Annotated in this window: 17 protein-coding genes and 1 tRNA gene; 12 read left to right on the top strand and 6 right to left on the bottom strand. The window is 69.2% G+C overall.

Annotated features, from left to right (window positions below; genetic code table 11):
• Positions 1–73: 73 nt before the first annotated feature.
• Entirely contained in the window at positions 74–742 is a 669-nt protein-coding gene (locus ABZU74_RS22155) for a YceI family protein (protein WP_355426899.1), read from the bottom strand.
• 272 nt (positions 743–1,014) lie between these two features.
• On the opposite strand from ABZU74_RS22155, the gene ABZU74_RS22150 reads away from it, so the two are divergent.
• The 3 genes from ABZU74_RS22150 to ABZU74_RS22140 all read left to right on the top strand — a co-directional run bounded on the left by ABZU74_RS22150 (position 1,015) and on the right by ABZU74_RS22140 (position 5,522).
• Positions 1,015–1,479 (top strand): Rrf2 family transcriptional regulator, encoded by a 465-nt coding sequence (locus tag ABZU74_RS22150; protein WP_355426896.1) that lies wholly within the window; start codon positions 1,015–1,017, stop codon positions 1,477–1,479.
• 390 nt (positions 1,480–1,869) lie between these two features.
• On the top strand, positions 1,870–2,868 hold the full coding sequence (locus tag ABZU74_RS22145; RefSeq protein WP_355427004.1) for a sulfite exporter TauE/SafE family protein: 999 nt from the start codon (positions 1,870–1,872) through the stop codon (positions 2,866–2,868).
• 392 nt (positions 2,869–3,260) lie between these two features.
• Positions 3,261–5,522: a cellulose binding domain-containing protein gene (locus ABZU74_RS22140; RefSeq protein WP_355426893.1), complete on the top strand. Its 2,262-nt coding sequence runs from the start codon at positions 3,261–3,263 to the stop codon at positions 5,520–5,522.
• A gap of 200 nt (positions 5,523–5,722) precedes the next feature.
• On the opposite strand, the gene ABZU74_RS22135 is transcribed toward ABZU74_RS22140, so the two are convergent.
• A complete protein-coding gene (locus ABZU74_RS22135) occupies positions 5,723–6,733 on the bottom strand; it encodes an LLM class flavin-dependent oxidoreductase (RefSeq protein ID WP_238671665.1) in 1,011 nt (336 codons plus the stop codon).
• 72 nt (positions 6,734–6,805) lie between these two features.
• Entirely contained in the window at positions 6,806–7,285 is a 480-nt protein-coding gene (locus tag ABZU74_RS22130) for an Lrp/AsnC family transcriptional regulator (RefSeq protein ID WP_030334356.1), read from the bottom strand.
• Positions 7,286–7,368: 83 nt separating this feature from the next.
• Here ABZU74_RS22130 and ABZU74_RS22125 point away from each other — a divergent pair, with 83 nt between their 5' ends.
• The gene (locus ABZU74_RS22125) at positions 7,369–8,547 is read left to right on the top strand and encodes a PLP-dependent transferase (RefSeq protein ID WP_355426889.1); all 1,179 of its coding nucleotides are present in this window, start codon (positions 7,369–7,371) and stop codon (positions 8,545–8,547) included.
• Positions 8,548–8,549: 2 nt separating this feature from the next.
• Here ABZU74_RS22125 and ABZU74_RS22120 read toward each other — a convergent pair whose 3' ends face one another.
• The 3 genes from ABZU74_RS22120 to ABZU74_RS22110 form a co-directional block, all read right to left on the bottom strand.
• On the bottom strand, positions 8,550–9,200 hold the full coding sequence (locus tag ABZU74_RS22120; RefSeq protein ID WP_355426886.1) for an NAD-dependent epimerase/dehydratase family protein: 651 nt from the start codon (positions 9,198–9,200) through the stop codon (positions 8,550–8,552).
• Between the two features lie 82 nt (positions 9,201–9,282).
• Positions 9,283–9,705 carry a hypothetical protein gene (locus tag ABZU74_RS22115; RefSeq protein WP_355427001.1) on the bottom strand — a complete coding sequence of 141 codons (423 nt, stop codon included), beginning with the start codon at positions 9,703–9,705 and terminating at the stop codon, positions 9,283–9,285.
• Positions 9,706–10,064: 359 nt separating this feature from the next.
• Positions 10,065–10,141 (bottom strand) — tRNA-Leu (locus ABZU74_RS22110).
• Between the two features lie 105 nt (positions 10,142–10,246).
• On the opposite strand from ABZU74_RS22110, the gene ABZU74_RS22105 reads away from it, so the two are divergent.
• From ABZU74_RS22105 to polA, 8 genes are all read left to right on the top strand, one after another.
• Entirely contained in the window at positions 10,247–10,870 is a 624-nt protein-coding gene (locus tag ABZU74_RS22105; RefSeq protein ID WP_130402813.1) for a response regulator, read from the top strand.
• Positions 10,871–10,920: 50 nt separating this feature from the next.
• Positions 10,921–12,105: a hypothetical protein gene (locus ABZU74_RS22100; protein WP_355426884.1), complete on the top strand. Its 1,185-nt coding sequence runs from the start codon at positions 10,921–10,923 to the stop codon at positions 12,103–12,105.
• A gap of 209 nt (positions 12,106–12,314) precedes the next feature.
• Positions 12,315–13,481, top strand: a complete 1,167-nt coding sequence (locus ABZU74_RS22095; RefSeq protein ID WP_355426881.1) for a branched-chain amino acid ABC transporter substrate-binding protein — start codon at positions 12,315–12,317, stop codon at positions 13,479–13,481.
• 109 nt (positions 13,482–13,590) lie between these two features.
• On the top strand, positions 13,591–14,541 hold the full coding sequence (locus ABZU74_RS22090; protein ID WP_355426878.1) for a branched-chain amino acid ABC transporter permease: 951 nt from the start codon (positions 13,591–13,593) through the stop codon (positions 14,539–14,541).
• Positions 14,538–15,728 carry a branched-chain amino acid ABC transporter permease gene (locus ABZU74_RS22085; protein ID WP_355426875.1) on the top strand — a complete coding sequence of 397 codons (1,191 nt, stop codon included), beginning with the start codon at positions 14,538–14,540 and terminating at the stop codon, positions 15,726–15,728. Before ABZU74_RS22090 ends, ABZU74_RS22085 begins: the two co-directional genes overlap by 4 nt.
• 43 nt (positions 15,729–15,771) lie before the next feature.
• Positions 15,772–16,641, top strand: coding sequence for an ABC transporter ATP-binding protein (locus tag ABZU74_RS22080; RefSeq protein ID WP_355426998.1), 870 nt, complete (start codon positions 15,772–15,774; stop codon positions 16,639–16,641).
• Complete coding sequence (locus tag ABZU74_RS22075; RefSeq protein ID WP_355426872.1) at positions 16,631–17,341, top strand: ABC transporter ATP-binding protein; 711 nt, start codon at positions 16,631–16,633, stop codon at positions 17,339–17,341. Before ABZU74_RS22080 ends, ABZU74_RS22075 begins: the two co-directional genes overlap by 11 nt.
• Positions 17,342–17,533: 192 nt before the next feature.
• On the top strand, positions 17,534–20,233 hold the full coding sequence (polA, locus tag ABZU74_RS22070; protein WP_355426869.1) for a DNA polymerase I: 2,700 nt from the start codon (positions 17,534–17,536) through the stop codon (positions 20,231–20,233).
• The last annotated feature ends 143 nt before the right edge of the window (positions 20,234–20,376 follow it).

Here is a 20,376-nt window from a genome sequence, read left to right as displayed (position 1 = left end):
AGCTGTCGCTCATCCCCGCCAGCCAGTCAGCTGTCGCTCATCCCCGCCAGGCCGCTGGCGGGGATGAGGTGGGTCAAACCTGGTAGATGGCCTCCCCGGCGATCTCGATCTGCACCGTCTTGCCGACCAGCACCCCGCCGCTCTCCAGGACGACATTCCAGAGCAGGCTGTAGTCCTCACGGTTCATCTCGGCCGTCGCGCTGAAACCGAAGATGTTCTGCCCGTACGGATCCTGACGGGCGCCACCGAAATTCACCTCCAGGTCGACGGCCCGGGTGATCCCTTTCACGGTCAGCTCACCGGTGAGGACGAATCGCCCGGGAATACCGTCGGACTTCGGCGGAACAATGTGACTCCGGCCTCGTCCGCCCAACCGATGGTTGCGCAGACGCGCCCACTGGAATATGGGGTCCTCGTTGCCCTGCCATTTGATGCCGGTGCTTCGATATTCAAGGGTGGGAAAACGCTCCACGTCGAGGAAGTCGGCACTCTTCAGATGCGTGTCCCGGTCGACGCTCCCGGTGGTGATGCTGGCCGACATGATGGTGGCCGTCACCGAGGAGAGCAGCGGGTCCTCCGCCACGAAGATCTGTGCGGTGGCCTCGGCGAACTCGCCGCGTACCGGGCTCACCATCATGTGCCGGGACAGGAAACCGATCCGCTTGTGCGCCTGATCGAGAAGATAGGTGCCGGCCACCGGGATGGTCATGCCATCCCAGGTGCGGGTGGCGATATCGGTCATCGTGTTGCCTTCCCCCCCCCGGAACGCAACCCGGGTGTTTATCAATATGTTGCTGGCGGCCGGGCAAACGGCCAGACATTCGTACTCACGCCCAGCATAGGGACGCTCCAGACCGGCATTTCGGCCGCCACCGTGCCGTGGATCATGACCTACTTCACCGGTCCCTGCCGGCGGCCCGGACGGGCGACGGCGGCGTAACTTTCCATCGATGCGCAGCCGATCGGCCGAGGGTCGGCCGCCCGCCCGGTTGACCAGCGACTAACCTTGCCGACATGCGCCTCTCCGCCCGGGTCGACTATGCCCTCCGTGCGGCCGCCGAGCTTGCCGCGACGGCCAGCGGCCCCGGGCGCGGTCGGCCGGTCACGGCCGACCAGATCGCCCGCGCCCAGGAGATCCCGCCGAAGTTCCTGGAAAGCATCCTTCTCCAGTTGCGTCGGGGCGGCATCGTGCACGCCCAGCGCGGCCCGGAGGGCGGCTACTGGCTGGCCCGCCCCGCCGAGGAGATCTCCCTCGCCGAGGTCATCCGGGTGATCGACGGGCCCCTCGCCCACGTACGCGGGCAGCGCCCCGAGCAGCTCGGCTACCACGGCCCGGCGTACGCCCTCCAGGAGGTCTGGATCGCGCTGCGGGCGAGCGAGCGGGAGATCCTGGAGTTGGTCAGCGTCGCCGACGTGGCCGCGGGCACCCTGCCCGCGCGGGTCACCGAGCTGGCCGCCGACCCACGCGCCTGGATCTGAGCGCCGGTTCGCTTGCCGGCCCCACGGCACCTGGCCGCTGGCGTCTTCGCCCGGGTCTGCATGCCGGCTCGGCTTCCGGCCCCCTCACCGGCCGCTGAGCCGGCGCGCCCCGGCCTTCATGCCGGCTCGGTTGATTACCTAGCAGCACCTGCCCGCTGACCCCGTGCGCCTGGGTTGGGGCGCCGCTCGGTTTCAGCCTTGCGGCACCGGGCGCTGACTCGTGCGCCTGGATTGCGCGCCGCTCGGGTTCCGGCCTTGCGGCAAACGGGGCGCTGACGCGGCGTGCCGTCCGGCCGCGTCCCATCCACCGATCGGGGGCTTGACCCCGGCTGGCCCATCCCGCATTGTCGACCAAGTCGATAGGAGATGCCGAAAAGTCTGGGGGCGCTCGTGCGCAAGCTGTTGGTCCTCGCTCTGGTCGGGCTCGTCGCGCAACTGATCGATGGTTCGCTCGGCATGGCATACGGATTGACCTCGTCCACTCTGCTGCTGGTCGCCGGGGTCGCCCCGGCCGCCGCCTCGGCCTCGGTGCACCTGGCCGAGATCGGCACCACGCTCGCCGCCGGGGTCGCGCACTGGCGATTCGGCAACGTCGACTGGCGAGTGGTCACCCGCATCGCCCTGCCCGGCGCGATCGGCGCCTTCGCCGGCGCCACAGTGCTCAGCAGCATCTCCACCGAGGCCGCCGCACCGTGGATGGCCGGCATTCTCTTCACACTCGGCGCGTACCTCCTGGTCCGCTTCGCCCGGCCGCTGCGCACCGACCGGGTCGGCGGGCGGCTACGCGGTCGGTTCCTCGGCCCCCTGGGCCTGGTTGCCGGTTTCGTCGACGCGACCGGCGGCGGCGGGTGGGGCCCGGTGGCCACCCCGGCGTTGCTGGTCTCCGGCCGCATGGAACCCCGCAAGGTGATCGGCTCGGTGGACACCGCCGAGTTCGTCGTGGCCGGCGCGGCCAGCGTCGGCTTCCTGATCGGGTTGGGCACTGAGGGATTCCTGCTCCCCACCGTCGCGGCGCTGCTCATCGGCGGGCTCATCGCCGCCCCGCTGGCCGCCTGGCTGGTGCGAATCGTGCCCGCCCAACTGCTCGGCGCGGCAGTCGGTGGCGTGATCGTGCTGACAAACGCCCGCACCCTGATCCGTTCCGCCGAGCTGGACGGACCGACCCGCCCCGCCCTGTACGCCCTGCTGGCCGCCGGCTGGCTGGCCGCCCTGGTGCTGGCCGTGCGCGCCCTACGTCGTACCCGCCGCGCCCGCGCCGAGGCCGTGAGCGCTTCCGCCGCCGCCACAACCACCGCTGCCGGCGCGCCCGCTGCTGCCGCTCTCACCGCTTCTGCTGCCAGCGAGGTCCCGGCCGACCTCGCCGCAACTGGTACGCCTGCCCGACGCTGAACGCCGCCCCACCCCGGCCCCGCCCCGACCTCGGTTGGTTCCCTTCCCGCCCGCGGCCCCGTCCCTGGCCGAACGCTGTGATGGCCAAGGTTGAGTCACCAAGATCGCGCTCGATCGTGGATGTAGTGGCATCCCCGCGCTTCGTAACCACTACATCCTGGTTCGAGCGTGACCTTGGCGGCTGCGGCACCCGCAGCAGAACGATGATGGTCGATGTTGCGCGCCGGAAAGCGCTTGCCTTACGATGCGCGGTGAGTCGGATCCGTGAGTTCCAGGGCGTTTCACCCCGATCAGATCGCCGTCCTCCGCCGTCGCGGTGGGGTAGGTCCACTGTGCTTCCCGGGCAGGGCCGGTGGACCGCAGCGATCATCACCGGATCCCGGAGGCAGTGCATGCACCCGTCCAGACATCGGCTGATCCTGCTCGCCGCCACCACGGCGGCCACCGTCGTGGCCGGCACCCTCGGCACGGTCGTCGCCTCGGCCGCCGCCGTCGGCTGCCGGGTCGACTATCAGATCACCAACCAGTGGCAGGGCGGCTTCGGCGCCAACGTCACCGTCACCAACCTCGGCGACCCGGTCAACGGCTGGGCCCTCACCTGGTCGTACGCCGCGGGCCAGCAGGTCACCCAGGCGTGGAACACCGCCGTCACCCAGTCCGGCGCCCAAGTGACAGCGCGCAACGTCGACCACAACGTCGCCATCGCCACGAACGGCAACGCCTCGTTCGGGTTCAACGGGTCGTGGACCGGCAGCAACCCGGTGCCGAGCAGCTTCGCCCTCAACGGCACCACCTGCACCGGCGCCCCACCCACCGACGAGCCGACCACTCCGCCCCCCACCACACCGCCCCCCACCACACCGCCACCCACCACGCCGCCCCCGACCACGCCTCCGCCGGCGACCGGGGTGGTGCAGATGGAGAACCTGGACCGAGGGCTGATCAGCGTCCGCTCCGGCAGCGGCAACCTGGTCTCCTGGCGGCTGCTCGGCACCGAGACCTCCGGGGTGGCGTTCAACCTCTACCGGGGGGCGACCAAGGTCAACGCCAGCCCGATCACCGGCGCCACCAACTACCTCGACAGCGGCGCGGCGGCCGGCTCGGCGTACACAGTGCGGGCCGTGGTGGGCGGCGCCGAGCAGGCGGCGTCGGCGCCGGCGTTGCAGTTCGGCGCGGGCTACCTGGACGTGCCGTTGCAGGTCCCGGCCGGGGGCAGCACCCCGAGTGGTGAGAGCTACTCGTACAGCGCCAGTGACGCCTCCGTCGGCGATCTCAACGGCGACGGCAGCTACGAGATCGTGCTCAAGTGGGAACCGTCGAACGCCAAGGACAACTCCCAGTCCGGCTACACCGGCAACGTCTACGTCGACGCGTACACCCTCACCGGCACCAGGTTGTGGCGGGTCGACCTGGGCCGCAACATCCGGGCCGGCGCCCACTACACCCAGTTCCAGGTGTACGACTACGACGGCGACGGCCGCGCCGAGGTGGCCATGAAGACCGCCGACGGCACCCGCTCCGGCACCGGTCAGCTCATCGGCTCGTCGTCGGCTGACTACCGCAACTCCAGTGGCTACGTGCTGTCCGGCCCGGAGTACCTGACCATGTTCAACGGTCAGAACGGCGCGGTGCTGTCCACCGTCAGCTACGACCCGCCGCGCGGCACCGTGTCGTCCTGGGGTGACTCGTACGGCAACCGGGTGGACCGGTTCCTCGCCGGCACCGCGTACCTGGACGGGCAGCGTCCCTCGCTGATCATGGCCCGGGGTTACTACACCCGCGCGGTGATCGCGGCCTGGGACTTCCGCAACGGCACCCTGACCAGGCGCTGGACGTTCGACTCGAACTCCTCGGGCAACGGCGCCGCCGCCGGTCAGGGCAACCACCAACTCTCGGTGGCCGACGTCGACGCCGACGGCCGTCAGGAGATCGTGTACGGGGCCGCCACCATCGACGACAACGGCCGGCTGCTCCACTCGACGGGCAACGGCCACGGGGACGCCCTGCACGTCGGGGACCTCGACCCGGGCCGCGCCGGACTGGAGGTGTTCAAGGTCGACGAGGATGCCAGTAAGCCCAGCTCCTACTTTGCCGACGCCCGTACCGGTCAGGTCCTCTGGTCCACGCCGGCGTCCGGCGACAACGGCCGGGGTGTCTCCGCGGACATCTGGGCGGGCAGTCCTGGCGCGGAGTCGTGGTCGTCAGCGGTCGCCGGACTGGCGAACACCAGGGGGCAGAACGTGGGCCGCAAGCCGTCCTCGGCCAACTTTCTGGCCTGGTGGGACGGCGACCCGGTGCGGGAACTGCTCGACGGCACAAAGATCGACAAGTACGGCACCGGCGGTGAGACCCGGCTGCTCGACGGCAGCGGCGTGGCGTCCAACAACGGCACCAAGTCCACGCCGGCGCTCTCCGGCGACATCCTGGGCGACTGGCGTGAGGAGGTGATCTGGCGGACCACCGACAGTCGGGCGTTGCGCATCTACAGCACACCCACCCCGACCAGCACCCGGATCTACACCCTGATGCACGATCCGCAGTATCGGGTGGCGATCGCGTGGCAGAACACCGCTTACAACCAACCGCCGCACCCGGGGTTCTTCATCGGCAACGGAATGGGCACCCCGCCAACGCCGGACATCCACCTACGTTGATGCAACCCCTGGCGGTCCCGAGTGGGGTCGCCTAGGGTGGCAGGCACCGGGCCGCAGCCGCGGAATCCGCTCAGCTCCGGCCCGGTGCGCCACACCGCGGCATTCCCAACCCGTCCCGACCGGGAATGCCGTACCACCACCGGCACCAACATTAGGCACCGTCCGGGTCGGCGGGGTGACGCTGACGTGAAGATCGTGTTTCACGCGCTCCGGCGCAGACCGCCCGCCACCTGCTCGGCGATCAACTCGTACGACCGCACCCGGTCCTGCACGTCGTACACCAGGGTGGTCAGCATCAGCTCGTCCGCGCCGGTGCGCTCCACCAGCTCGGTCAGCTGCCGACGCACCGTCTCCGGCGAGCCCATCGCCTGACCGTCGCGGCGCGCCACGACGAACTCCCGCTCGATCTCGGAGTACGGGTACGCCGCCGCCTCGTCCGGCGTCGACAGCGGCTCCGGTCGCCCGGAGCGCAACTTCAGGAACGACAGGGCGCTCGGCCCGGCCAGCCACTCGGCCCGCTCGTCGGTCTCCGCGCACACCGCGTTGACCGCCACCATCGCGTACGGCTTGTCCAGCCACTGCGACGGCCGGAAGTTCTGCCGGTACAGGGCCAACGCCGGCAGGGTGTTCTGCGAGCTGAAGTGGTGCGCGAACGAGAACGGCAGACCGAGCAGGCCGGCGAGCTGGGCGCTGAAGCCGCTGGAGCCCAACAGCCACACGGCCGGCTGCTCACCGCGACCCGGGGTGGCGATGATCTGCCCCGGCTTCTCCCCGCTGAAGTAGTTCATCAGGTCCGTCAGCTCGCGCGGGAAACCCTCGGCCGACAGGCCCTCCATGGTGCGCCGCAACGCCAGCGCGGTCACCTGGTCGGTGCCCGGCGCCCGCCCGATGCCCAGGTCGATCCGACCGGGGTGCAGCGCCTCCAGGGTGCCGAACTGTTCGGCCACCACCAGCGGCGCGTGGTTGGGCAACATCACCCCGCCCGACCCCAGCCGGATCGTCGAGGTGTTCGCGGCCAGGTGCGCCAGCAGCACCGCGGGGGCGGAGCTGGCGATCGCCGGCATGTTGTGGTGCTCGGCCACCCAGAAACGGTGGTAGCCCAACTCCTCGGTGCGACGGGCCAGCTCGGTGGTGGCCTGCAATGCCGCGCCAGCGGTGGTGCCCTTGGCGACCGGAGCAAGATCAAGAACAGACAACGGTACGGTGATCACACGGTCAGCCAACCCGTCACCGGCCGGCTTTGTTCCGACATCCGGGTTTTCGTCGGTCACCTCACCCGCCGCTCAACCCATCCCGCGCGCCTGCTCGAAGATCAGGCTGGTCTGCGTGTGCTGCACCACCGGGTCGACCGCCAGGTGATCCAGCACGAAGTCCCGCAACGCGTCGCCGGACGCCGCCCGCACATGCAGCACGTAGTCCTCCGCACCCGCCACGTGAAACACCGACACCACCCCCGGCAGCCGCACCGACCGGGCTCGGAACGCGTCCACTGCCGCCCGCTCGTGCGCAGTCAACCGCACCGACACCAACGCCTGCAACGGCAGACCGAGCGCCGCCGGATCCACCTCGGCGTGGAAACCACGGATCGCACCGCGCTCCCGCAGCGCCCGGGTACGCGTCAGGCACGTCGACGGCGCCACACCCACTCGCTCGGCGAGGGCATTGTTCGGCAGCCGACCGTCCGCGGCCAGTTCGGTCAGGATCGCGCGGTCCACCTCGTCCAAGGCCGGATACGGCCGCACATCATTCGGCTCAGGGGGCATTCCGCCATCCTCGCCCGAACCCATCGCGGAAACCAGCCCATTTCACAGAATCATCTGCCGAACTGTTGCCCACCAACGGCCAGATGTTCGACGCTACCGCCATGGCAACGATGGACACCCGGGCCGTACACGCCGGCCGTGACGACCTCCGCACCCTCGGCGTGCACGTACCACCCATCGACCTGTCCACCACCAACCCGCTGCCGTCGGTCGACGACGGCGGCGCCGCGTACGAGCAACTCGCCACCGGCGGCACCCTCCCCGCCGACGGCGGCGCCGTCTACCAACGGCTCTGGAACCCGACGGTCGCCCGCTTCGAAACCGCCCTCGCCGAGTTGGAAGGCACCACCCAGGCCGTCGCCTTCGCCAGCGGAATGGCCGCCCTCACCGCCACCCTGCTCGCCGCGGCCCGCGGCGACCGCCGACACGTCGTCGCCGTCCGCCCCCTCTACGGCGGCACCGACCACGTCCTCGCCACCGGCCTGCTCGGCACCACCGTCACCTGGACGCGCCCCGACGAGGTCGCCGCCGCCATCGGCCCCGACACCGCCCTGGTCATCGTCGAGACACCCGCCAACCCCACAGTCGACCTGGTCGACATCGCCGCCCTCGCCGCCGCGGCCGGCGACGTCCCGCTGCTCGTCGACAACACCGTCGCCACCCCCGTGCTGCAACAACCCGCCCGGCATGGCGCCACCCTCGTTCTGCACAGCGCCACCAAGAGCATCGGCGGGCACGGCGACGTCCTCGCCGGTGTCGTCGCCTGCGACGACACCTGGGCCGTACGGCTACGTCAGGTCCGCGCGGTCACCGGGGCGATCCTGCACCCCCTCGGCGGCTACCTGCTGCACCGCGGCCTGCAAACCCTGCCGCTGCGGGTCCGCGCCCAACAGGCCACCGCCGAGAAACTGGCCGGCTGGCTCGCCAACCACCCCGCCGTACACCGGGTGCACCACCCCTCGGTGCACGACCCGGCGGCGCTGGTCGGGCGGCAGATGTCCGGACCCGGCAGCCTGCTCGCCTTCGAGGTACGCGGCGGCGCGCCCGCCGCGGCCGCCGTCGCCGGCGCCTGCCGCCTCATCACCCACGCGGTCTCGCTCGGCGGCGTCGACACCCTCATCCAGCACCCCGCCTCACTCACCCACCGGCCGGTCCAGGGCGACGCCAAACCCGCCGAAGCCCTGCTGCGTCTCTCCGTCGGTCTCGAAGACCCCGAGGACCTGCGCGCCGACCTCGCCCACGCCCTCGACACGCTCGCCTGACCTCAGCGCAGCTCGCGGTTGCCCAACACCCGGACGGGCGAACCCTGCCGAGCCACCCGCAGCATCGCCCGACCGATCCCGTCGGTAGTGGTGACCTGGTTCGGCAGCAACCGACGCAGCACCGGAAACAGCGGACGGGTGACCGCGTACCCGAATTGGTACCACCGCGTCTTCGACACCGCCCCGTACGTCGGCTGGATGAACCCCGGCCGCGCCGCGTAACCGTTGGGCAGCACATCCATGATCGCGTTCTCGGCACGCCCCTTGACCCGCGCCCACATCACCCGGCCCTGACCCGACGAATCGGTCCCCTGACCCGAGACGTAGACGAACGTGACCTGCGGGCTCACCTCCGCGAACAACCGCGCCGCAGCGAGGGGGTAGTCGTAGCTGACCCGGGTGTACGCGGCCTCATCCAGACCCAAGGAGGACACCCCCAGGCAGTAGAAACACGCGTCGACCCCGGTCAGCTCGGCCCGCACCGCGGCCAACTCGCCCACGTCCGCGACGGTCAACTCCCGCAGCTTCGGATCCTGCCGGCCGGTCGGCCGACGACCGACCGTCAGCACCTCCCGCACGTCATCGGCGAGCAGGCACTCGCGCAACACGCCCTGACCGACCATCCCGGTCGCACCGAAGACAACCACCCGCATCAGATCCACCCCTGTCGTCGCCCGCGTTTTCGCCGTGATCGTCAGCCAGGCTCCCACGGTCGGCCCGATCCGGGGGTGGCGGTCAGGACTTCGGACCGACGTGCCGGTCCAACGCGGCGACAGCGCCGCGGCGTGCCACCGACAACGCGTTGCGTCGGTTCATCCGCCAGGCGACACCGAGCAGGTCGAGGCCCCACTGGCAGAGCCGCATGATGTCGGCCGACTCGTTGACGAACATGTAGCGCGGGTAGACGTACGCCCTGCCGCGCACTGTCACCCGGTTGGCGAACCGGCAGCCGTCGGAGTGGAACAGCCCGCGCAGGAAGTCACCCGGATGCGTCGCAACGATGTCCCGTTGCCAACTGGCGAGAATGATCGGACGCTCGTGTTTCTTGCCTGGACCATGCTGGGGAAGCAGGCATGGCCAATGCTTGGCGGAGCTCTGCACGCTGACGCAACCAGGCTGCTGGACGCGCTGAACCTTCGCCGCGAGCACCTGCCGCATGCTGGCGTCGCATGCCTCGATCAGGCCCGGCCAGCTACTGCTGCAAGCGATGCGCAGCACCGGCACCCGTGCGGAGGTGACGAGATGCCCGTCGCCCAGGTAGAGACCGAGCAGGTAGAGGTATGCAGACGGATCTGTCTGATTCTTGACCTCAGGCCGGCAGCGAAAGCAACGAAGCTCGCTGCCGGACCTTCTCGGCTCGACCTGGTTCGTGCACCAGCCCCTGACCGTTGAGTAGGGAAGTCTCAGACGTCTGGCAACCTCGGCGACCGTGCTCCCGGCGAAGTGCTGCTGCCGCGCACGAATGCGTAGTTCAGGGGGATGCACACGACGATTTTGGAACAGCCGTACGACACTTTTGGTGCCCCCGGTGGGATTCGAACCCACACTGTCGGAGGTTTGAGCTCCGCTTCTCTGCCGGTTGGAATACGGGGACGCTTGGCCGAATGCTCTGGTGGCCTCCCATAGGTTACCTACTACGCTGAGGGCGGCGACACCCGGTCGGGTTGGTGTCGGCTTATGACTGGTGGGGGTAGGGCTGGTGGCTGAGATGCCGACGGATGCCGAGCGCAGGCGCGTACTGATCGCCGAGGACGAGGCGCTGATCCGGCTGGACCTCGCCGAGATGCTTGTCGAAGAGGGTTACGAGGTGGTGGGGGAGGCCGGTGACGGCGAGACAGCCGTGCGCCTCGCCGAGGAGTTGAAGCCCGATCTCGTCATCCTCGACATCAAGATGCCGATCATGGACGGGCTGGCCGCCGCCGAGCGCATCGCCGGTGCCCGGATCGCTCCGGTGATCATTCTGACCGCGTTCAGCCAGCGTGATCTGGTGGAGCGGGCACGCGCGGCGGGCGCGATGGCGTACCTGGTGAAGCCCTTCCAGAAGAGTGACCTGGTCCCGGCGGTGGAGATCGCGCTGTCGCGTTACTCGGAGGTCGCGGCCCTGGAGGCGGAGGTCGCGAGCCTGACCGACCGCCTGGAGATCCGTAAGTCGGTGGAGCGTGCCAAGGGCGCGCTGATGACCACGTACGGGATGACCGAGCCGCAGGCGTTCAAGTGGATCCAGCGCACCGCGATGGACCACCGGATGACTATGAAAGAGGTCGCGGAGCGGATCCTCGCGGAGACCGCTGGCGGCGAGGTGTCGCAGCAGCCGACCGTCTGATCACCGGGTGAGGCTCGGCTGCGGGCGGTCGGATCGATAGCATCAACTGCGTGTCGGTCCGGCGTGCGATGGCGGTGTTCGGGGTTGTCGTCACGCTGCTCGCCGGCTGCCGGGCCGCCGAGAAGGTACGCCTTCCCGAACCGGTTCGGCCGCAATGGGAGATGGCGGTCCTGCCGGTGCCGCCGGGCTCACCGGGTCGGCTGATCGTTCGCGATGTGACCGCCTGCGCGGGTCGGTGGTACGCGGTCGGCGCGGTGGGCGCGCCGGACGGCGGAACCCGCCCGGCGGCCTGGCGCAGCGTGGACGGTCGAGAGTGGACTCCGCTGCCGTCGCGTCCGTCGAGTTACTACGGCGAACGGGCGATCCTCTATGCCGTTGGCTGTCATGAGGGTCGGATCGCCGTCATCGGGGCGCGGGCCGGCGGCGCGCACGGCAATCCGCGGGTGCGGACGTGGCGGCAGGACGCCGACGGCGGTCTGCGCGAGGTGTCGGCGGAGTTTGAGCTGTACGGCGGACCGGAGGCGGTCAGCGCGAGCCGCATCGCGGGTGGTGCCGGCGGGTGGTTGATCGCGGGAGCCCGGACGGGTGGGGCGGCGGTCTGGCGTTCCCCGGATGCGAGTGGCTTCGAGTTGGTCGACCGTGCCGCGGAGCTGGCCAGCGAGGCGGGTCTGACGACGCTCGCCACGGACGCGGTCGCGGTGCCGGAAGGTTGGTTGGTCGGTGGCGGGGGACGGCCCGCGGGTCGGGCCGATCGTGACCCTTTCGTCTGGTCCTCCGCGTCCGGCGTGACGTGGAAGCGGTTGGCGCTGCCGGCGACGGGGGAGGACGAGATCGTCCAGCGTCTCGTGCGGGTCGGCTCGTCGGTGTACGCCGTGGGGGTGCGGGGGAGCCTTTTCCAGGCGTGGGTGCTGGAGTCGACGGGTGCGGTTTCGGGTGCCGGGAAGTGGCGCGCCCTGGGGGCCTTCGGGGCGACGGGCGCGGGCGCGGTGGCCGGTGTTGAGTCGGCGGCCGGCGGTGGTGGCGCGGTGTTGGCGATGACGATGGCGGCCGACGGGCACCGGTTGTGGCGATCCGACACGGGCGGCTCGTCGTGGCTGCCGGTGGTGCTTCCGGTGGACGTTTCCGCAGGTGGGGACACGTCGGCGGCGGCCACTATGTGGGACCGCGGGATGGTGGTCACAGTCGACGACGGGGTGGCGGCGAGGGTGTGGTTTGCGCCGTTGGGGCCCGTCTGACGGGTTGTCGACAGGCGCCGATGTGACATCTAAACGCGAGGTTCCCCGCCTCTGGTAACGGTTGAGTCAATGCCGCCTACGACACCTTACGGTGAGTAGTGCTTGTGGGATAACGTCCCGCCCCAGACCGGGTGAACGGTCCGGTCCGTGGTCGCCTCCGGCTTTCTGCCAGGCGACTTCGGGCTTCTGGACGGAGGAGGGTTCCAGCCTTGAGGCAAAACTTCGTGCGCGTCCTCGGCAGCGTCGCCATCTTGGCGCTTGTTGCCGGCGGCGCCAGCGCATGTAAGAAGGACGAGGGCACGTCGGAAGGTTCCGCCAACAAGGCGTGCGACCTCAAGATCGGTTTCTTCGGTGCGCTCTCCGGCGCCGACGCCGGCCTGGTCACCCCGATGAAGCAGGGTGCCGACCTCGCCGTGGAGAAGTACAACGCGGAGAACGCGGACTGCAAGGTCACCGTTCAGGCGTTCGACTCGCAGGGCAAGGCCGACCTGGCGGGTGGCCTCGCGACCAGCGCGGCGGCCGACACGAAGATCGTGGCGATGGTCGGTCCGGCGTTCTCCGGTGAGAGCGAGGTCGCGCTGCCGATCTTCGACACCGCCGGTCTCGCCGTCATCAGCCCGTCGGCCACCCGGCCGAGCCTGGCGGAGAAGGGCTGGAAGGTCTTCCACCGCGGCGTGGGTAACGACTTCTCCCAGGGCCCGGCGATCGCCAGCTACATCAAGAACGTGCTGAAGGCCCAGAAGGCGTTCGTCATCGACGACCAGTCGGCGTACGGCGCCGGTCTGGCCGACGAGGCCAAGAAGGGCCTCGGCTCCCTGGTCATCGGCACCGACAAGGTCGTCGACAACGCGCAGGAGTTCGGTGCGCAGATCTCCAAGGTGAAGACCAGCGGTGCGACCGTGCTGTTCTACGCGGGCTACACCGAGGAGGCCGCGCCGTTCCTGAAGCAGCTGCGGGCTGCGGGCTGGACCGGCACGTTCATCGGTGGTGACGGCATCAACGACGCCAACATGCTGTCGGTCGCCGGTCAGAAGGACGTCGAGGGCACCATCGCCACCTGCCCGTGCGGCCCGGCGACGGCTGCCAAGGGCACCTTCGTGACCGACTTCAAGGCCAAGTACAGCGTCGACCCGGGCGTGTACGCCGACGTGTCGTTCGACCTGGCCAACATCTACCTCGAGGCCATCAAGTCCGGCAAGACCAGCCGCGCTGACATCCAGGCCTTCCTCTCCACCTACAACAAGGCTGGCTCCGCCTCGGGCGTGACCTACAAGTGGGAGCCGAACGGCGAGCTGGACCCGGCGCAGGTCAAGGTGTGGGCCTTCAAGGCGACCGCCGGTGCGTGGGCTCCTGACGTGGAGGTCCCGAAGGCCTGATCCCTTTGGGGTCACAGGTTTGAGGGCGTGACGAACAGAGTTGTTTCGATGCGGTCGGGGTGTGTAACCCCGGCCGCATCGGCTCAACGCAACACCCTTCGGAGCATCGGTGGACTTTGCAGAACTCGTCCGGGGCTTCCCGGAACTGACCACAACCGGGTTGGTGCAGGGTGCGATCTACGCGCTCATCGCCCTCGGCTACACCCTCGTCTATGGCGTTCTTCGCCTGATCAACTTCGCGCACTCCGAGGTCTTCATGATCGGCACCTTCGGTGCCATCTGGACCTGGGCGGCCTTCGGGCTCGATAGCAACAGTGGTGCGCCCTCGGTGGGTCACGCGCTGCTTCTGATCGCCCTCGCGATCGTGGCGGCCGCGTTGCTGTCCGGCAGCGTCGCGCTGCTGATCGAGGTTACCGCCTACCGGCCGCTGCGGCGCCGCAACGCACCGCCGCTGGCCTTCCTGATTACCGCTATCGGTGCGTCGTACGCCCTGATGGAGCTGATGGGGACGCTGACCCAGCGTCGGCAGGTCGGCTCGCCGGCTCTGCTGCCGGCCGACACGTTGTTCAGCATCGGCGGCTGGAGCATCACGCCCGTGCAGATGCTGACGCTGAGCGTGGCCATCATCATGATGGTCGGGCTCGACTGGTTCGTTAACCGCACGCGCTTCGGCAAGGGCATCCGCGCGGTCGCGCAGGACGCCAACACCGCCGCGCTGATGGGTGTCAACAAGAGTCGCGTGATCGCGCTGGTCTTCGTGCTGGGTGGTCTGATGGCCGGTGTGGCCGCCGTCTTCAGTGACATGAAGAGCGGGAACACCCGGTACAACATCGGCTTCCTGCTCGGGCTCAAGGCATTCTCCGCCGCGGTGCTGGGCGGTATCGGCAACCTGCGCGGCGCGGCGATCGGCGGCGTGTTGCTGGGGCTGGTCGAGAACTACGGGTCGGCTCTCTTCGGCTCGCAGTGGCGGGATCTCATCGCGTTCGTCGTGCTGATCGTCCTGCTGATGTTCCGGCCGACCGGTCTGCTGGGCGAGTCGTTGGGGAGGGCGCGGGCATGACCGCTCTGCGAGAGCGTTGGCACTCCGCTTCGAGTGCCATCGGTCGGCGGGTCGACGAGCTGCCGAAGTCCGCCCGGATCACCGGGTTGCTGGCTTTCATCGCGTTCCTCTACGTCCTGCCGAACAAGTGGTTCTACGAGTACCTGAACATTCCTGGCCTGTGGATCCCGCTGTACACCACGCGCAACGACATGGCGGCGGTGCTGTTCTACTGCGCGTGGATCGTGCTGCTGTCGCTCGGTCTCAACGTGGTGGTGGGCTACGCCGGTCTGTTGGATCTGGGCTTCTTCGGCTTCTTCGCCGTCGGCGCGTACACGGTGGCGTTGTTGACGTCGCCGGAGAGCAAGCTCATCACCGAGTACAACTGGCTGGAGAGCCCGTGGCCGTGGTTGGTCACGGTGCCGATCGCCATCGCCCTGGCGTTGCTGTCGGGTGTGCTGCTCGGCGCGCCGACCCTGCGCCTGCGCGGCGACTACCTGGCGATCGTGACGCTCGGCTTCGCGGAGATGATCCGGATCGTCGCGAAGAACCAGGACTGGATCCTCAACGGTGACCGGGGCATCCCGCAGGTGGGGCACCCGCCGGGCAAGTACCCGGACGGAACGGCCATCTTCCAGTTCGAGTTCAAGCCGTACTACTGGCTGCTGCTCACGGTGATCATTGGCGCCGTCTTCCTGATCCGGAACCTGGCGAACAGCCGGGTGGGCCGGGCCTGGGTGGCGATCCGCGAGGACGAGGACGCGGCGGAGCTGATGGGCGTACCGACGTTCCGGTTCAAGCTGTGGGCGTTCGCGATCGGTGCGGCGGTCGGTGGTTTGTCCGGCACGTTGTGGGCAGGTCAGGCGAACTTCGTCAACTCCTCGACGTTCTCGTTGGAGAATTCGATCCTGGTGTTGGCGGCGGTTCTGCTCGGTGGTGCGGGCAGCATCGGCGGTGCGATCCTCGGTGGCTTCCTGGTCATCTACGTTCCGGAGTGGCTGCGGTCGGTGGGTGACGTGTTCGGTCTGCCGGAGACGGCCACCGTCTTCGGTAACGACTTCGACGTCAGCCCGACGTCGTTGCGCTACTTCATCTTCGGGATTCTGCTGATCATCGTGATGATCTTCCGACCGCAGGGTCTCTGGCCGAACCGGCGGCGGGCCGCCGAGCTCAAGGACCGGCAGAAGGAGGTGGCTGTCGTTGAGTGAGCCACGGATGGGTAGCGAGCGCGACGCCAGCAGCGAGCGCGACATGGCGATCGACGCGCGGACGACGGTGGGTAGCCCGCCGGAGAAGTCCTCGACGCCGGACGAGGCCGTCAGCGAGCCGGCTCCGGCGACCGACGGTCGTAAGCCGCTGTTGGAGGTCGACCACGTCACGCTGCGTTTCGGCGGCGTGGTGGCCCTCAACGACGTCAACTTCACCCTCTACGAGGGGGAGATCCTCGGGCTGATCGGCCCGAACGGCGCGGGCAAGACCACCTGCTTCAACGCGATGACGGGCGTGTACACCCCGACGACCGGGCAGATCCGGTTCCGGGGTGAGAAGGTCAGCGGCCGTAAGCGGTTCCAGATCACCAAGCTGGGCATCGCACGTACCTTCCAGAACATCCGCCTCTTCCCGGAGATGACGGCACTGGAGAACGTGCAGGTCGGCGCGGACGCCAACCACAAGACCAGCGTCCCGAGCGCCCTGCTGCGGTTGCCGCGGCACTGGCGGGAGGAGCGGCAGGGCAAGGAGAAGGCCCGCGCGCTGCTGGACTTCGTGGGCATCCAGGGTCGCGCCGGCGACCTGGCCCGCAACCTGTCGTACGGTGACCAGCGTCGTCTGGAGATCGCTCGGGCCCTGGCCACCGATCCCACCCTGCTCTGCCTCGACGAGCCGGCCGCCGGCTTCAACCCGGCGGAGAAGGTGGCGCTGCTGCAGCTGATCCGCAAGATCCGCGACTCCGGCGTGACCGTCCTGCTGATCGAGCACGACATGCGACTGGTCATGGGCGTGGTGGACCGGCTGGTGGTGCTGGAGTTCGGGCAGAAGATCGCCGAGGGGTCGCCGGCCGAGGTGCGCGACGACCCGAAGGTGATTGCGGCCTACCTGGGAGGTGTCGAGGATGCTGCTTGAGATCGATAATCTGAAGCTGCTCTACGGCCGGATCGAGGCGCTGCACGGCATTAGCCTGCACGTGGACCAGGGCGAGATCGTGGCGCTCATCGGCGCCAACGGTGCCGGCAAGACCACGACCATGAAGGCGATCTCGGGGTTGCACGCCATCTCCGGCGGCAGCATCAAGTTCGACGGCGTCGACGTCAGCCGGCTGCGTGCCGACCTGCGGGTGATCCGCGGGATCGGGCAGTCGCCCGAGGGCCGCGGTGTCTTCCCGGGCATGACGGTGCTGGAAAACCTGGAGATGGGGGCCTACACCCGTCGGGACAAGGCCGATATCGCCAAGGACCTGGCGATGGTGTTCGAGCTGTTCCCACGGCTGCACGAGCGGCGCAAGCAGGCCGGCGGCACGCTCTCCGGCGGTGAGCAGCAGATGCTCGCGGTCGGTCGGGCGCTGATGACCCGTCCGAAGCTGCTGCTGCTGGACGAGCCGTCCATGGGTCTGGCACCAAAGTTGATCCAGCAGATCTTCGAGATCATCACCCAGATCAACGAGCAGGGCACCACGATCCTGCTGGTCGAGCAGAACGCTCAGCAGGCGCTCTCCCGGGCCCACCGGGGCTACGTGTTGGAGACCGGTCGGATCGTCAAGGAGGGCACCGGCCAGGAACTCCTGCACGACCCGGCGGTCAAGGAGGCGTACCTCGGCGTGGCCTGAGTTGTCGAACGTGAACCGGCCGGCAGGTTTCCTGCCGGCCGGTTCGCCGTCTCCGAGCCGAGCCCTGCGCGCCTGCTGAAGATGCGACGATCAGCCGGCGACGAGGGAGTCGGAGTGGTCTCCGGCGACTTCTCGACATCACCGCCTGCCGGCGTCGTCACGTCGTCGTACCTACGGACTAGAGTCGCTGCCGTGACAGCTACGACACCGCGCCTGCTTCTCGTCGACGGACATTCCATGGCATACCGGGCTTTCTTCGCCCTGCCTGTGGAAAACTTCTCCACCACGACGGGGCAGCCCACCAACGCGGTGTACGGCTTCACCTCGATGCTGATCAACGTGCTGCGCGACGAGCAGCCGACGCACATCGTGGTGGCCTTCGACGTCTCCCGCCGTTCCTTCCGCACCGACAAGTACGCGGAGTACAAGGCCGGCCGCAGCGAGACCCCGACCGACTTCAAGGGCCAGGTCAGCCTGGTCAAGGAGGTCCTGGCCGCGCTGCAGATCCCGGTGGTGGAGAAAGAGGGCTTCGAGGCCGACGACGTCATCGCCACGCTCGCCTGCCAGGCCCGCGACCAGGGCATGTCGGTGCTGATCAGCAGCGGCGACCGCGACGCGTTCCAGCTGGTCGACGACCAGATCACGGTCCTCTACCCGCGCAAGGGCGTCTCCGACCTGGCCCGGATGGACCCGGCGGCGATCGAGGCGAAATACGGCGTTCCGCCACAGCAGTACCGGGACCTCGCCGCGCTGGTCGGCGAGACCAGTGACAACCTGCCCGGCATTCCGGGCGTCGGCCCGAAGACCGCCGCCAAGTGGATCACCACGTACGGCGGGGTGGAGGGCGTGATCGCCCGGGCCGACGAGATCAAGGGCAAGGCCGGCGACAGCCTGCGGGAGCGGCTCGCCGACGTGATCCGCAACTACGAGATCAACTGCCTCGTCTCGGACCTGGAGCTGCCGCTGCGCCCGGAGGACACCCGCTGGACGGGGTGGGACCGGGAGGCCGTGCACCAGGTCTTCGACACCCTGGAGTTCCGCATTCTGCGCGACCGTCTCTACCAGTATCTGGAGGCGGTCGAGCCGGAGGCCGAGTCCGGTTTCGACCTCACCGGCGAGGTGCTCACCGAGCCCGGCGCGCTGGCCGGATGGCTGAGCACGCACGTTCCGACCGGCACCCCGGTCGGGCTTGCGGTCAAACTCGACACCGGCCCCAACCGCCGGCACACCGCCTCGATCACCGGTCTCGCGCTGGCCACCGCCGGCGGCGCGGCGGCCTGGGTCGACCCGGCGCAGCTCGACCCGACCGACGAGGGCGCCCTGGCCAGCTGGTTGGCCGACGCGCAGCGTCCCAAGGTGCTGCACGACAGCAAGCCGGCCGTGCTGGCCTGCGCCGCGCACGGTTGGCAGCTCGACGGCATCGTGCGGGACACCCAGATCGCCGCGTACCTGGCCCGTCCCGACCAGCGGTCCTACGACCTGACCGACCTGGCGCTGCGCTACCTGCACCGGGAGCTGCGGGTGGACGTCCCGGAGTCCGGCCAGCTCACCCTCGACGGCCTCGGCGACGAAGGGGTGGTCGAGCAGAACCTGATGCTCCAGGCCCGGGCCACCCTCGACCTGGCCGACGCGATCGACGCCGAGCTGTCCCGCGACGGCGAGCAGTCCGCCCGGCTGATGGCCGGCGTGGAGCTGCCGTTGATGCGGGTGCTGGCCACCATGGAGAGCACCGGCATCGCCGCTGACACCCACTACCTGTCCGAGCTGGAGGCCCACTTCGCCGCCGAGGTGAAGGCCGCCGCGCAGGGCGCGTACGAGGCGGTGGGCCGGGAGTTCAACCTCGGCTCGCCCAAGCAGTTGCAGGAAATCCTCTTCACCGAGCTGGGCCTGCCGAAGACCAAGAAGATCAAGACCGGTTACACCACCGACGCGGACGCCCTGCAGTGGCTCTACGCGCAGCAGCCGCACCCGGTGCTGGCCCACCTGCTGCGGCACCGGGACGTGGCCAAGCTCAAGTCGACAGTCGACGGGCTGCTCAAGTCGGTCTCCGACGACGGCCGGATCCATACCACGTTCAACCAGACCGTGGCGGCCACCGGTCGGCTCTCGTCCACCGAACCCAACCTGCAGAACATCCCGATCCGCACCGAGGAGGGCCGGCGGATCCGGCGGGCCTTCGTGGTGGGGGAGGGCTACGAGTCTCTGCTCACCGCCGACTACAGCCAGATCGAGATGCGCATCATGGCGCACCTCAGCTCGGACGACGCGCTGATCGACGCGTTCAACTCCGGCGCCGACTTCCACGCCGTGACCGCATCGTCGGTGTTCGGGGTGCCGGTCGACGAGGTCACCCCCGACCAACGCCGCAAGATCAAGGCCATGAACTACGGCCTGGCGTACGGGCTGAGCGCCTTCGGCCTGTCCCAACAGCTCAGCATCAGCACCGAAGAGGCGCGCGGGCTGATGGAAAACTACTTCGCCGGCTTCGGTGGGGTGCGCGACTACCTTCAGCAGGTGGTCGCCCGGGCCCGCCAGGACGGCTACACCTCCACCATCCTGGGTCGGCGTCGCTACCTGCCCGACCTGGTCAGCGACAACCGGCAGCGCCGCGACATCGCCGAGCGGATGGCGCTCAACGCCCCCATCCAGGGCTCCGCCGCCGACATCATCAAGGTGGCGATGCTGCACGTCGACACCGCGCTCGGCGAGGCCGGGCTGCGCTCGCGGATGCTGCTCCAGGTGCACGACGAGCTGGTCTTCGAGGTCGCTCCGGGTGAGCGGGAGGCGTTGGAGGCCCTGGTCCGGCGGGAAATGGGCGAGGCGTACCCGCTGTCGGTGCCGCTGGAGGTGTCCGTCGGCTTGGGCCGCGACTGGAACAGCGCGGATCACTGATTTTGGTGTTGCGGTGTGGGGGTTCCGGGGCAGCCCGACCCACTCCGGGCGGTCAGGCTTGATCCCTGCGTGGGTCGGGCTGCCCCGGAACCCCTGACCGGGTCGCCCTGGTCGCGACCGCTGGTGTTGTGGGTCACGCCGTC

This window comes from Micromonospora sp. NPDC005171, from assembly GCF_040608575.1.
GTDB lineage: Bacteria > Actinomycetota > Actinomycetes > Mycobacteriales > Micromonosporaceae > Micromonospora.
This window is presented reverse-complemented; position numbering and strand designations above follow the sequence as displayed.